Genomic DNA, 13,731 nt, shown 5'->3' on the forward strand with positions numbered 1-13,731 from the left:
ATCAAAGAATGTACCAGTTATTGCCATATTGAAATAAGTGAACGATTAATTTTTTATTGGTCTCAAATATAGTTTAAAACCAGGCACTTTCGTTGAGTTTTGCTTTCTTCTTTTTAACAAAATCAACGCTAAAAGCACCAGTAATTAGGTCATTGATTAGGATTGAAATTGTTTGTTCTTTTTTGATTTTTTTATTTGAATAATTTATCTAAAAAATGGGTTGTATGTTCTATTGTTTTATCAAACCAAGGGTTCAAGAACCAAAAGGAATGAGGTGAATTTTCAAGGGTTTGTATTTCGCTGTATATTCCATATTTGTTGAGTATTGCAATCATGTCGTCTCTTCCTGCATGAAATCGCGGTACACTACTGTTGATGAATAGGATGGGAGGCGTGTTTTTGTCCGTCTGGTTTAGAGGAGAAGCTTGTTGCCAAATTTTTGGTATTTCTTCATAGCTACCGCCCAGCCATAAACCGGCTACGGTTCCTTCAGCTGATTCTGGATGTTTGTATGCCAAAATACCGTCAACATCTATTATGGCATTAACTTTTGATGAAAATTTACCATTGGGTTTAGTGTCTTCAAAGTCACTTTTTCCATTGGTAGTTCCTATCAAGGCCGCCATTTGTCCACCGGACGAGCATCCTAAAACTGCAACTTTAGTGGTGTCAATATTGAATTTTTGTGCATTTTTTTTGATAAACTGAATTGCATTTTTGACATCAAAAATAGCTGCGGGATATTGCGCTTCCAAGGACAATCGGAATTCTATGTTGAAACAAGAGTATCCTTTTGAGGCCATTTCCATGGCAAAAGTTTCCATTTGAGATTTGTTGCCAGACCTCCAACCGCCACCATGAATGATTACAATTGCAGGATTCAGTTTTTTGTTTTGGTCGTAATAAGCATCAAGATGTAGTTCTCTATCTTTTATTTTTTTATAAACGATTTCTTTTTTTTGATTTACGTTTTCGTATTTTCGAGCTTGTACATAGCTAATGTAAGGATGATCTTTTTTTACTTTATCGTAAACACTTTTTACTGTATAAGAGGAATCAATAGGAAAGTGGCTTTGCGCAAAAGCAACTGCGGAGAACAAGAATAAGATAATTACTGTTTTTTTCATTGTCTGCTTTAAAGAGTTGAATACTTCACCAAAATTTAAAAAAGGAGCTTGTGAAATTACAAGCTCCGAATTCAACTAATTCAACATTTTTTTAAAATTTGAAAATCTGGGATTTTCCATCAAACTAAAAATTAATTTCCAATTGCGATTTCATAAGAATCTTAATTGTCGGAATTCTTCATTGGCACTCCGTTTATGTAGGAGTTTATAAAGTTCAAATTTGACACATTTTCAATAGAAAAAGGCGTACCAACTTTATCGATGGTTACATTTTTGAATGTTATATTTTTGATTGGAGATTCTTCGTATCCTTTGGCTAGAATGCTATATTTTCCGGCATTTTTAACTTTTACATTTTCGAGATAAATATTTTCGATGCGAGGAATGAAGTTGCCGGTTTGGTTTCCATGTACGTTGTAAAACATGTCAACTTTCAATATTGCTTCTTTGACTTGTCCAATTTCGATGTTTCTAACGTAGAAGTTTTCGATTAATGCGCCTCTTCTTGAATTCGTTTTTAATCGAATGGCAACATCAAGGTTAGGACTATTCATAATGCAATTTTCCACATATACATTGCTGACTCCTGCAGATATTTCGCTTCCAATGGTAACGCCTCCGTGACCGTCAAACATTGTGCAGTTTTGTACCACGATGTTTTCACTTTTTATGGCAACACGTCTTCCGTCGGCATCTCTTCCTGCTTTTATGGCAATGCAGTCATCTCCGGTATCGAATGTGCAATTTTTGATAATCACATTTTTAGAATATTCAGGATCACAACCGTCATTATTAGGACCGTGACTTCTTACGGTTACTCCATCTATGGTAACATTTACGGATTTTATAGGGTGAATTACCCAAAATGGAACATCAACAATGGTCACGTCTTTTAAAAGTGCATCGGTGCATTCAAAAAACTCGACAGCAGTGGGTCTCAAATAATGACCTTCTCCAAAAACACGTTTTTCAACGGGTACACCTTCTTCGGCCATATCCACCAAACGTGGTCGGTTTAAGGGGTCGGATTGACTTGGGATTCCTTTTTTCCAGCCATAAGAACCGGCTCCGCACCACGGCCACCAATTTTCCTTTGTAGCTTGACCATTAAGAATTCCTTTTCCCGTTACGGCAACATTATGTTTTTTATAGGCATAAATTAAAGGGGAATAATTCATTACTTCGGTACCTTCAAATGAAGTATGAACAATTGGATAATCACCAGGTTTTGTACTGAACAAAATCTCTGTGCCATCTTCCAAATGTAGATTGACATCGTTTTCTAGATGTATGGGACCTGTATAATATTTTCCGGAAGGAACAATAACGATGCCTCCACCATTTTTAGAGCAAGTTTGGATTGCTTCTTTAAAAGCTTTGGTATTGTCATAAATGCCATCCGCTTTAGCTCCATAATCCGTGATTAAATATTTTTTGTTGCCAAAAGAAGGTGTTTTGACGCTATTAATCACGAGTTGCATGGCTTTCCATGGATCGTTGTTTACAACGTTTTTTTGCTTATTTACTCCGCAAGAAATAAGTAGTAATGAGATAAAAACAAGTGAAAACAAGTTGCTTGTCGATATTTTTTTTTCAGTCATTTATGATTTTATTAAAATTCCTTTAAGTGCAAATTTAAGATGGTAATTGGTTTGCAAACTACATAATGCAATCGATTACACAAACGTAAATATTAATTTTCATATTACCAAAAGAAAATCATTAAAAATACAGTAACCATAAAATAAAGCTTTTTTTTATTCGGTTAGCTTAAAAAAAACTAATTATAAGTGCATATTTATTTTATAATCAATAAATTTGAAGCGAAAATAACCTAAATTGATGTTTTGTGTAATCGATTTCACTTAATGGCAATGGTTTTAAAAAAAAAATAATATTAATTTTACATAAATTAAATATAAGTATTCCCCAATGAATAAAAAAACAACGATTTACGATATTGCCAAAGTGCTTGACATTACCGCCGCATCAGTTTCAAGAGCATTGAATAATAATCCTAAAATCAGTGAGAGTACTCGTAAACTTGTATTGGAGACAGCGGCCAAAATGAATTACAAGCAAAATAAACTAGCCTTGGCATTACGAAGTGGAAAAAGTTATAATGTAGGCGTAATTGTTCCTCGTATTGACAGTAATTTTTTTGCTTCCGTAATTAGGGGAATTGAGGAAGAATTATATGCACACAAATACAATGTTATTATTTGCCAAACACACGAAGACGAGAAAAGGGAGTTTGAAAATATAAATACATTGTTGAATGCTCAAGTGGATGGAATTTTAATGTCTGTTTCGAATTTTACTTCTGAAAGTGACAGTTCAGAAAACGACAGAATTATAAAAAGAGTTATTGAAAAAAATGTTCCTTTAATCTTTTTTGATAGAAAGAAAAACATAGATGGAGTTAGTTCTGTCACCATAAACGATTATGACGTGTCCTATTTGGCGACCAAACACTTAATTGAACAAGGTTGTTCTCGTATTGCCCATTTTAAAGGGAATCAATCCTTGGAAATTTTCGCAAATCGTCTTGCAGGGTACAAACAGGCTTTACTTGACAATGGAATAGCATTTAACGAAAGTTATGTGGTTCAAACTAAAAGTAGTGTTGAAGCCGGTGCACTTGCCGTTAATGCCCTAATGAAATTAAAAAATCCGCCAGACGCTATTTTTTCTTCGAGTGATTTTGCTGCTTTGGGCGCGATACAACAATTAAAAAAGGAAGGACTGCGTATTCCAGAAGATTTTTGTGTAGTAGGTTTTGGAAACGAGCCTTTCACTGATTTTATGGAACTTCCGATGTCAACTGTAGATCAAGTGCCTTTGGAAATGGGTAAAATGACTGCCAAAGTATTTCTGGAACATATTGATAATACTGGAAATGTCAAAATAGAAAAGAAAGTGGTGCTGACTTCGGAATTGAATATAAGGCAATCCTCTTTAAGGTCAAACAGTCAGGCTCTAGAGGTGGTTAATAACAAAAAAGGTGTGAAAATTTAATTTCACACCTTTTTTTATGTTTCAAAATCAGTTTCTTTTTACAAAGAAACTCCTCTTTTCCAAGGAATAAATACATCTTGTTTCAGCTGATCTGCTTTTGTTTCCACGTTTCCGCTTGCCAGTTCTATAATGTAATCTACGAGTTCTGCTCCAACTTCGGTTATGTTTTTTTCACCAGTAATCACAGTTCCAGCATTGAAATCGATAATATCCGACATTCTATTAGTTAATGTCGTGTTTGAAGCAATTTTTACAACGGGTGCAACTGGATTTCCCATCGGATTTCCTAAACCTGTGGTAAATAAAACAACTGTTGCTCCCGCTCCAACCAATCCTGTGGTACATTCTGCGTCATTCCCTGGTGTATTTAGAAGATTTAAACCTGGTTTTGAAATATATTCACCGTAATCTAAAACGTCTACAATAGGCGCAGTTCCACCTTTTTTAGAAGCACCAGCAGATTTCATGGCATCGGTAATTAATCCGTCTTTAATATTTCCTGGAGATGGATTCATATCAAAGCCTGAACCTGCATCAACAACTGATTTTTCAAAAGCTTTCATCAAGGATAAAAACTTGTCTGCTTTTTCTTCGTCCACACATCGGTTCATCAATTCTTGCTCAACGCCACATAATTCAGGGAACTCTGCTAAAATTGATTTGGCTCCCAAAGCTGCGAAAATATCTGAAACAACTCCTAATGCTGGATTTGCCGATATTCCTGAAAATCCGTCAGATCCACCACATTCCAAACCAATACTTAGTTTTGAAATAGGAGCAGGTTTACGTTCAATTTTGTTAGCTCTTTTAATGGCTTCATAAGAATCTTTAATTACCATTTGAAACATTTGATCGGTAGTTCCAATTTGTTGTTGTTCATAGATCAAAATTTCTTTATCACAATTTGGACTCATTGCTTTCAAAGCATCTTTAAAAATATTTACTTGCAAATTTTGGCAGCCCAAACTTAAAATAGTTGCACCGGCAACATTTGGATTGTTCACATATCCTGCAAGCAGTTTTGCTAGCAATTCCGAATCTTGTCGAATTCCACCACAGCCACCTTGATGGTTGATGAATTTTACTTCGATATTATCTAAAATATTTTCAGTTGGATATTTCTCAGAAACTTCTTCTACGCTTTTTTCTTCAATTAAAGAGCGTAATAAGTTTTTGTAAGAAACTTCTTTTTTTGGCAGTAATTCGTTTTCGAAAATATCTTTCAGTTTTTCGATATTTTTGTTTTCACAAAAAACCAATGGAATAAATAACCAAACATTTTTGGTTCCAACTTGTCCATCAGTACGGTGGTATCCGTTGAAAGTTTTGTCTTTCCAACGATCTACATTTGGCGGAGTCCAGCCTAAATTTCCGGTTTTACCAAAAACTTTTTCACTTTGATGTTTTACGTTTTCGGTGGTAATTACTTCTCCTTTTTTTACAGGTTCTACAGCTTTTCCTACCAAAACGCCGTACATTATAATTTCATCACCAATTGCAAAATCTTTCTCTGCAATTTTATGTTTTGCTTTGACATCAGTTGTTGGTATGACTGTAGTTCCTTCAAACGCAATTTGTTCGTTTTGTACTAAATCAGTTAAAGCGACAATTACGTTATCTGCTGGATTTACTTTTATTAATTTCTTTTGCATAATAATAATTTTAAGAAAGTTCTAATTAGAATTGTTTGCTATAATTAGCGAAACCTTTTTCAATTCCGTTGGCTTCAATTTCATTCAAAGCTACCACAATAGCCTCTGATAAACCGTTAATTTTTGTTAAATCTTCACCCCAGAATTCGGTATTGGTTAAAACTTTAGCAACAACCAAATCTAAAGCTCCTAATTGCCAAGCGTTTTTAAATGCTTCTACTAACTCAGGAGTATCTTTTACGGGCAAGGCTTCGTTGTTCCAAGTTCCTTTGTAAAATTGGATTAAACTAGCCAATGAAAAAGTTAAGGCAGTTGGAAGTTTTTTATTTGCATTATAATATCCTAATAAACTTGGCAACACTCTTACTTTGAATTTTGAGATAGAATTTAAAGCAATATCGGCCAATGCATGTTTAATAAATGGATTTTTAAAACGATCCATTACCTCTTCAGAATAGGCCGTGATTTCATTTTTGTCCATGGCAAGTGTTTCGCTAATTTCGCCAATAACACTGTTTACATATGGTCCAGTAAAATCTCCGTTAACAGTTTCCATTACTAATTTGTTACCGTATAAAAGTGAGGTAGGCACCATTGCTGTATGTGCGCCGTTCAAGATACGAACTTTTATCATTTTAAAAGGACGGATATCGTCAACAATCTTCACATTCAAATCCGTTTTGTGGAAAGGTAGTTTTGCTTTCAAATCATCACCACCTTCAATAGCCCAAAGGAAAAATGGTTCAGCTGCAACAATTAAATTGTCTTGGTAACTTAATTTGTTATTGTAGTCTTCAATTTCTGCTCTAGGATATCCAGGAACAATTCTATCTACCAAAGTACTGTGATACGTACAAGCATCAGATACCCAAGTTTTGAATGAATCCTCTAATTTCCATAAATCAACATATTGTAAAATGATTTTTTTCAGCGTTTCAGAGTTGTAATCAATCAATTCGCAAGGAATGATGGTTAATCCTTTAGAAGTATCTCCATTAAAATGTTTGAATCTTTCGTGTAATAAAACAGTCAACTTTGCAGGAAACGAAACTGGTGGCTGCATATCTGGAGTGTCACTTCCGATGAATTCAATTCCGGCTTCAGTAGTGTTTGAAACAATAAATTGAAGTTCTTCTTCTTTGGCCAACGCTAGATAATCTGCAAAATCAGTATATGGATTTATACCTTTTACAATATTGGTAATTAACTCAATATCCTGTATTTTTTCTCCTTTTTTGATTCCATTCATAAACAGTGTGTAAAGACCATCTTGATCGTTAATCATGTTTACCATACCATCTTTCAATGGCTGAACCATTGCAATTCCAGCATTGAAATCAACTTCTTTATTTAGTCTTTGAAAAGCGTAATCTACGAAAGCTCTCAAGAAATTACCTTCACCAAATTGCACTACCTTAATTGGAAACTTTTTTTCTAATCCTTGGCTTTTTCTATTTAATTTTTCCATTTTGTGTTTTTATTTTTTTTAAAGAAGGAACTAATGATTATATGAAAATCATTAGTTCCTTACTGAAATTTATTGTTTAGAATTTGAAATATTCTTTGGCATTATGGTGACTGATGTCCGAAACCATTTTACCAATCCATTCCATGTCATTTGGCAATTCGCCTCTTTTGATTTCGTCTCCTAACAGGTTGCAAAGAATACGTCTGAAATATTCGTGTCTTGGGAAAGACAAGAAACTTCTTGAATCGGTCAACATTCCGATAAAACAACTAATCAATCCCATATTCGAAAGGGCGTTCAATTGTTTGGTCATTCCGTCTTTTTGATCCAAAAACCACCATCCTGAACCGAATTGTACTTTTCCGCGAACGCTTCCATCATTAAAGTTGCCAATCATGGTAGCCATCACTTCGTTGTCGGCAGGATTTAAGTTGTAAATGATTGTTTTGGCCAATTTGTCTTTGCTGTCCAAGGCATTCAAGAAAGCGGACAGTTTTTGTGCTTGAGGGTAATCTCCAATAGAATCCCATCCTGTGTCAGGTCCCAAGATTCTATGCATACGAGCGTTGTTGTTTCTCAAAGCCCCCAAGTGAAGTTGTTGTACCCATCCAAATTCGTGGTAAGTTTCGAACAAGAAGAATAAAACAGCGCTTTGGAATTTCAAGGCTTCTTCGTTGCTCAATACTCCATTTTCTCTTTTCTTTTTGAAGATGGCACTTATTTCGCTTTCGGTATAACTTTCAAAATAAACTTGGTCTAAACCGTGATCACACAATTTGCAACCATTTTTGTCGAAAAAGTCGATTCTGTTTCTCAAAGCTGAAAGTAAATCAGCATAAGTATTGATTGTAATTCCTGCTTTTTCTCCTAATTTATCAACGTATTCATTGTAACCGTCATTAGAAATAAGGATGGCTTTATCAGGTCTGAAAGCAGTTCCTACTTTTACTTCAAAGTCACTTTTAGCAAGTTGTTCGTGGAAATCTAAAGTATCAATTGGGTCTTCGGTAGTGCATACAAATTCTGCATTTACTTTGCGAAGCAAGTTGCGAGTACTGTATTCTGGAGAATTTATTTTAGCAGAAGCTTCTTCGTAAATTCTTTCAGCCGATTTTTCGTTCAACAATTCGGTAATACCGAAATAACGGGCCAATTCTAAATGCGTCCAGTGGTACAAAGGGTTACGCATCGTGTAAGGAACTGTTTTTGCCCAGTTCATGAACTTGTCTTTGTCAGAACCATTTCCGGTAATAAATTGTTCGTTAACTCCCAAAGTACGCATAGCACGCCATTTGTAGTGGTCTCCGTTTATCCAAACTTTGGTAATGTTGTCAAAAATCTTGTCTTCGGCAATAAATTGTGGTGATAAGTGATTATGATAATCAATAATTGGCTGGTTTTTAGAATAGTTGTGATACAATTCTTCAGCGTATTTATTTTCTAATAAAAAATTATCATGTATAAATGTTGTACTCATTATAAATTTCTTAAAATATTATTCGTTAGATGGTTTTCCAATAGTGGCAAGGATTCCCCCGTCTACATAAAGAATGTGACCGTTTACAAAATCACTGGCTTTTGAAGACAAGAAGATGGCAGCACCTTGCAAATCCTCAGGATCTCCCCAACGAGCAGCAGGTGTTCTGCTTATAATAAATTCATTAAAAGGGTGTCCGTCCACTCTAATTGGAGCTGTTTGGCTTGTAGCAAAATAACCAGGTCCAATTCCGTTGGTTTGGATATTGAATTTCGCCCATTCCGTAGCCATATTTTTGGTAAGCATTTTCAAACCACCTTTGGCAGCAGCATAAGCACTTACAGAATCTCTTCCCAATTCACTCATCATGGAACAAATGTTGATGATTTTTCCACCACCACGTTGAATCATTCCTTTGGCAACATTTTTGGAAACAATGAAAGGACTTATTAAATCAACAGTGATTACCGCCGTGAAATCTTCCACTTCCATTTCGATAATTGGAGTTCTTTTGATGATACCTGCGTTGTTGACCAAAATATCGATTGGACCAACTTCGGCCTCAATTTTTGCTATGTTGGCAATTACTGCTTTCTCGTCGCAAACGTTAAATACATATCCGTAAGCTTCAAGCCCAACAGATTTGTATTCTGCCACAGCTTTATCCAATGCTTCTTGTGAAAGGTCGTTTACTACTATTTTTGCACCAGCTTGTCCAAGTCCTTTAGCCATGGCCATTCCTAGACCATGAACTCCTCCTGTTATAAGTGCCGTTTTTCCCGTTAAATCAAAAAGGTTTATTGACATAATTTTTATTTAATAAGTTATTAATTATCTTAATTCAGTTATTTTACAAACATCCATATCTCCGTAGTCCAAGTTTTCTCCGGCCATACCCCAAATAAAGGTGTAATTGCTGGTTCCTGCACCAGAATGAATAGACCAATCTGGTGAAATAACTGCTTGGTGATTGTTCATCCAAATATGTCTTGTTTCTTGAGGTTCTCCCATAAAGTGGCAAACCGCTTGGTTTTCTGGAATATCCATATAAAAATACACTTCCATTCTACGATCGTGAACGTGTGCCGGCATGGTGTTCCAAACGCTTCCCGGTTTCAATTCCGTCATTCCCATTTGCAATTGACAAGTAGTAACGATTCCACCAATAATCATTTGATTTACGGTACGGTGATTGGCCGTTTCCATTGTTCCCAATTGTAGTTTGTTGGCTTCTGCCAAGCTTACTTTTTTGGTAGGGTAGCTAACATGAGCTGGAGCTGAATTGATGTAAAACTTGGCTGGATTTTTGGCGTCATCACTTTTGAAAATAACTTCTGCATTTCCACTTCCAATATAAAGTGCATCTTTAAATCCTAATTCATAAGATGTTCCTTCAACAACAACAGAACCATTTCCTCCAACATTGATGATACCCATTTCTCTTCTGTCCAAAAAATTAGGCATTTTTAAAATGTCAATAGTTTCAAGTGTAATTGGAGTAGTGGTTGGCACAGCCGAACCTGTAATATACCTGTCGTAATGAGAGTAAGTAAAGGTAATTTCCCCTTCTTTCATTAGATTGTCAATCAAAAATTCTGCCCTTAATTGTGCGGTGTCGTATTGTTTTACTGCTTGTGGGCTTGAAGCATACCTAGAACTATAGTTTGTCATAAAATAAATGTATAATGTAATCGATTACGCAAAAGTAAATTTAATATTTTAATAAACAATGTTTTTTAATTCATTTTTTGTTCATTTTCGCAATTTAATATTTATTTTTTACATATATCATAAGTTTAGACGTTGAAATTTAACAGTAAGGCGGTTTATTGTTTTATATTGTTGTTCTGTTTGACAGTAAAATTTGATTTTTTTCAAAATAGTAAAGACAAGCCAAGCGAATCGTTGATTGCTGGAAATATTAATAATTTCAAGGGTGTGATGCTTTTAAATTACTCTTTTGGTAATGGCGCTCCCACGGCAATGTCGCAGCGGTGATTTTCTTGGCCGTGTGGCGGATTCATTCCTTCAGGAGTGGGAGTTGTCACGGCTGGAGTTGCGGTAGTTGTAGAAGTCGCACTATTTTGTTGTGGAGCAGATTGCGTAGTTACCGGATTACTTTTGGCGGGAACTACCGGAGAATTTAAAGGTGCACCAACGGCTATGTCGCAACGATGTCCCGGCTGACCATGGGCTGGATTCATTCCTTTGGCAACGGCTACCGGAGATGTCACGGCAGTATTTTGATTAACCGTGGTTTGATTTTGTGGAGTTTGGGCTGGCATTACCGTTTGGTTTTGCTGTGTATTTGCAGCTTCAGTAAACGGAACTATTTTTGATGGAGTTTTGCTGTCTTGCGGTTCGAGTTCTTTTTTGCAGGAAATGAATAGTAATGAGCTTACGAAAAGCAGGTTGAAATAGGATTTCATAAACGACGTTTTTTGGTTAGTGATTTCAAATATAGGATTTTATATGCTAGGGGTGAAAATTTGAAACGCTATTTCTTTGTTAATTTTAATTTCAGGGAGACCCAGATGTAATGCTTGTTTAAGATGTTTTTGTTAGGGACATTTTTTTTTGGATTTCAATACTTTTAATGAAGACTATTTATTCCTTAATTTTCCCAAAGAACTACCTGAACAAATTTTTAAATACACAAAATAAATTCTACTTTAGCATTCTCTAAATTTTCCTCATAAAATGATTAGTAAAACACAATTCGAAAACGAATTACAACTCATAATACAAAACGGAATCCGTGAAGACGTAGGTGAAGGCGATCACAGCTCTTTGGCTTGTATTCCGGCAAACGCAACGGGAAGAGCAAAATTATTGGTCAAGGAAGACGGTATTATTGCCGGTGTGGCTTTCGCCAAAATGATTCTCGAATATGTGGATTCTTCTTTAGAAATGGAAACTTTTATTACCGATGGAACTTCCGTGAAAAAAGGAGACGTGGTTTTTCATGTTTCGGGAAGCTCGCAATCCATCTTGAAGGCGGAACGACTGCTGTTGAATTCGATGCAACGAATGAGTGCCATTGCCACCAAAACCAAAAAATATGCCGATTTGCTTGAGGGAACAAACACAAAAATTTTAGATACTCGAAAAACAACTCCTGGATTCAGGGCTTGCGAAAAATGGGCAGTAAAAATTGGCGGAGGCGAAAACCATCGTTTTGCGCTTTATGACATGATTATGCTTAAAGATAATCACAACGATTTTGCCGGAGGAATTACTTTGGCTATTGCCAAAACCAAGGCTTATCTCAAAGAAAAAAATCTTGACCTTAGAATCATTGTCGAAGCCAGAAATTTGGAAGAAATCAGGGAGATTCTTGAAAACGAAGGAATTCACAGGATTTTGATAGACAATCTCGATTTTGAGGATACCAAAAAAGCGGTCGAATTAATCGGTAATAAATGCCAAACGGAATCCTCTGGCAACATCAACGAAAAAACGATCCGCAGTTATGCCGAGTGTGGAGTCAATTATATTTCGTCTGGCGCATTGACCCATTCGATTTATAATATGGATTTGAGTTTGAAGGCTTTTTAAATTCAAATAAACTATGAGTAAAGAAATAGAAGAAAGAATAGAGAGAATTCCTGTGTTTCGCAATTTGATTCGTCCATTAAAAAAGATAAAATTGCCCAAATTGGGAGGATTGTCTTTGTATGATTTATTGGAATTGTATGGTCTTGGAATTGCGGAAAGTGCCTTTTCTTATCACGCCAGCGCAATTGCATTCAGCTTTTTTATGGCCTTGTTTCCCTTTGCCTTGTTTATATTAAACCTTATCCCCTACATTCCCATCGAAGGGTTTCAGGGCGATTTTCTTGAGTTTGTAAAGGATGGAGTGCCACCCAATACGTATGATGCCATTTATAAAATTATCAACGACATTCTTAATAATAGTCATTCCGGATTGCTTTCGTCAGGTTTTATATTGTCTATTTTTTTGATGGCCAATGGTTTGAATGGGATTCTGGGAGGTTTTGAATCCTCGAAGCACGTGCTTATCAAAAGAGGATTTTTGCACCAATATTTGGTTGCTTTGGGAATGTCCTTGGTATTGTCGTTTTTGTTGTTGGTAACCGTTGCAATAATCGTGGTCTTTGAGGTTTTTATTCAAATGACAACGATTCAGGATGTGTTGAGTGACCAGATTCCGCTAATCATTTTAGGAAGATATGTATTTGTGATTCTGATGATTTTAATTACAGTGTCCATACTTTTCAAATTCGGCACTACCCACACCAAGGATAGCGCATTTATTTCTATAGGTTCCGTGTTTACCACTATTTTGGTTATTCTGGATTCTTATGCTTTTGGGATTTGGGTTATTCGGTTTTCTAAATACAATGAATTATACGGTTCTATAGGAACGTTATTAATCATGATGTTTTACATTTGGATTAATTGCGCGATTTTGCTTCTCGGCTTCGAATTGAATGCATCTATAAACAAATTACGACGAAAAAAAGTACATATAGCATAATTTATGGAGGTTTACAAAGTGTAACTAAATAATGTGGATTATGAATAAAAAGCTTGTTATTACTATAGTTTTATTCTTTTTGGCAATTTTATTTGCTCAAAGTCAAACGGTTGTCGGAAAATGGAAAACTATCGACGACGAAACTGGAAAGGCCAAAGCAATAGTGGAAATTTATGAGGAATCAGGAAAAATATACGGGAAAGTAGTTTTTATTTTGGAGCCTGAAAACAAGAAGAAACTTTGTGTCGAATGTTCGGGTAAGGACAAAGACAAGCCTATTCTTGGAATGATAATAATAAAAGGGCTTTCAAAAGAAGGTTCTGAATATACTAATGGGAAAATCCTGGATCCAAAGAATGGTAATTTATACAAGTGTTACATTACCTTGGAAACAAAGGATAAACTCAAAGTTCGTGGTTATATAGGGATTTCATTATTGGGAAGAACACAATATTGGTACAGAGTAAAGAATTAATTTTTTGAATATA

General features: G+C 35.4%; 12 protein-coding genes. 4 read left to right on the forward strand and 8 right to left on the reverse strand.

Annotated features, from left to right (window positions below; genetic code table 11):
* Positions 1-191 precede the first annotated feature (191 nt).
* Together BUC16_RS07210 and BUC16_RS07215 are read right to left on the reverse strand one after the other, a co-directional pair.
* On the reverse strand, positions 192-1,127 hold the full coding sequence (locus BUC16_RS07210; protein WP_073369524.1) for an alpha/beta hydrolase: 936 nt from the start codon (positions 1,125-1,127) through the stop codon (positions 192-194).
* 161 nt (positions 1,128-1,288) lie between these two features.
* Positions 1,289-2,728, reverse strand: coding sequence for a glycoside hydrolase family 28 protein (locus BUC16_RS07215; protein WP_073369332.1), 1,440 nt, complete (start codon positions 2,726-2,728; stop codon positions 1,289-1,291).
* 331 nt (positions 2,729-3,059) lie between these two features.
* Here BUC16_RS07215 and BUC16_RS07220 point away from each other — a divergent pair, with 331 nt between their 5' ends.
* Positions 3,060-4,145, forward strand: a complete 1,086-nt coding sequence (locus BUC16_RS07220) for a LacI family DNA-binding transcriptional regulator (RefSeq protein WP_073369334.1) — start codon at positions 3,060-3,062, stop codon at positions 4,143-4,145.
* A gap of 38 nt (positions 4,146-4,183) precedes the next feature.
* On the opposite strand, the gene BUC16_RS07225 is transcribed toward BUC16_RS07220, so the two are convergent.
* The 6 genes from BUC16_RS07225 to BUC16_RS07250 all read right to left on the reverse strand — a co-directional run bounded on the left by BUC16_RS07225 (position 4,184) and on the right by BUC16_RS07250 (position 11,171).
* A complete protein-coding gene (locus BUC16_RS07225; RefSeq protein ID WP_073369336.1) occupies positions 4,184-5,797 on the reverse strand; it encodes a UxaA family hydrolase in 1,614 nt (537 codons plus the stop codon).
* Between the two features lie 25 nt (positions 5,798-5,822).
* The gene (locus BUC16_RS07230; RefSeq protein ID WP_073369337.1) at positions 5,823-7,265 is read right to left on the reverse strand and encodes a tagaturonate reductase; all 1,443 of its coding nucleotides are present in this window, start codon (positions 7,263-7,265) and stop codon (positions 5,823-5,825) included.
* A gap of 76 nt (positions 7,266-7,341) precedes the next feature.
* Positions 7,342-8,742: a glucuronate isomerase gene (gene uxaC, locus BUC16_RS07235; RefSeq protein ID WP_073369339.1), complete on the reverse strand. Its 1,401-nt coding sequence runs from the start codon at positions 8,740-8,742 to the stop codon at positions 7,342-7,344.
* 18 nt (positions 8,743-8,760) lie between these two features.
* Positions 8,761-9,549: a gluconate 5-dehydrogenase gene (locus BUC16_RS07240; RefSeq protein WP_073369340.1), complete on the reverse strand. Its 789-nt coding sequence runs from the start codon at positions 9,547-9,549 to the stop codon at positions 8,761-8,763.
* Between the two features lie 24 nt (positions 9,550-9,573).
* Positions 9,574-10,413, reverse strand: a complete 840-nt coding sequence (kduI, locus tag BUC16_RS07245) for a 5-dehydro-4-deoxy-D-glucuronate isomerase (protein WP_073369342.1) — start codon at positions 10,411-10,413, stop codon at positions 9,574-9,576.
* 281 nt (positions 10,414-10,694) lie between these two features.
* On the reverse strand, positions 10,695-11,171 hold the full coding sequence (locus BUC16_RS07250) for a hypothetical protein (RefSeq protein ID WP_073369343.1): 477 nt from the start codon (positions 11,169-11,171) through the stop codon (positions 10,695-10,697).
* A 271-nt stretch (positions 11,172-11,442) separates the two neighbouring features.
* On the opposite strand from BUC16_RS07250, the gene nadC reads away from it, so the two are divergent.
* The 3 genes from nadC to BUC16_RS07265 are packed head-to-tail and all read left to right on the forward strand — an operon-like array spanning position 11,443 to position 13,718.
* Entirely contained in the window at positions 11,443-12,300 is an 858-nt protein-coding gene (gene nadC, locus BUC16_RS07255) for a carboxylating nicotinate-nucleotide diphosphorylase (protein ID WP_073369345.1), read from the forward strand.
* 13 nt (positions 12,301-12,313) lie between these two features.
* The gene (locus tag BUC16_RS07260; protein ID WP_073369346.1) at positions 12,314-13,243 is read left to right on the forward strand and encodes a YihY/virulence factor BrkB family protein; all 930 of its coding nucleotides are present in this window, start codon (positions 12,314-12,316) and stop codon (positions 13,241-13,243) included.
* Between the two features lie 40 nt (positions 13,244-13,283).
* Positions 13,284-13,718 carry a DUF2147 domain-containing protein gene (locus BUC16_RS07265; RefSeq protein WP_073369526.1) on the forward strand — a complete coding sequence of 145 codons (435 nt, stop codon included), beginning with the start codon at positions 13,284-13,286 and terminating at the stop codon, positions 13,716-13,718.
* The last annotated feature ends 13 nt before the right edge of the window (positions 13,719-13,731 follow it).

Source organism: Flavobacterium fluvii (assembly GCF_900129545.1).
GTDB lineage: Bacteria > Bacteroidota > Bacteroidia > Flavobacteriales > Flavobacteriaceae > Flavobacterium > Flavobacterium fluvii.

Coding starts and splice junctions, on each gene's coding strand:
- BUC16_RS07265 (WP_073369526.1), top strand. CDS start 13,284: ATGAATAAAAAGCTTGTTATTACTATAGTTTTATTCTTTTTGGCAATT.
- kduI (WP_073369342.1), bottom strand. CDS start 10,413: ATGACAAACTATAGTTCTAGGTATGCTTCAAGCCCACAAGCAGTAAAA.
- BUC16_RS07260 (WP_073369346.1), top strand. CDS start 12,314: ATGAGTAAAGAAATAGAAGAAAGAATAGAGAGAATTCCTGTGTTTCGC.
- BUC16_RS07210 (WP_073369524.1), bottom strand. CDS start 1,127: ATGAAAAAAACAGTAATTATCTTATTCTTGTTCTCCGCAGTTGCTTTT.
- BUC16_RS07225 (WP_073369336.1), bottom strand. CDS start 5,797: ATGCAAAAGAAATTAATAAAAGTAAATCCAGCAGATAACGTAATTGTC.
- BUC16_RS07240 (WP_073369340.1), bottom strand. CDS start 9,549: ATGTCAATAAACCTTTTTGATTTAACGGGAAAAACGGCACTTATAACA.
- nadC (WP_073369345.1), top strand. CDS start 11,443: ATGATTAGTAAAACACAATTCGAAAACGAATTACAACTCATAATACAA.
- uxaC (WP_073369339.1), bottom strand. CDS start 8,742: ATGAGTACAACATTTATACATGATAATTTTTTATTAGAAAATAAATAC.
- BUC16_RS07230 (WP_073369337.1), bottom strand. CDS start 7,265: ATGGAAAAATTAAATAGAAAAAGCCAAGGATTAGAAAAAAAGTTTCCA.
- BUC16_RS07220 (WP_073369334.1), top strand. CDS start 3,060: ATGAATAAAAAAACAACGATTTACGATATTGCCAAAGTGCTTGACATT.
- BUC16_RS07250 (WP_073369343.1), bottom strand. CDS start 11,171: ATGAAATCCTATTTCAACCTGCTTTTCGTAAGCTCATTACTATTCATT.
- BUC16_RS07215 (WP_073369332.1), bottom strand. CDS start 2,728: ATGACTGAAAAAAAAATATCGACAAGCAACTTGTTTTCACTTGTTTTT.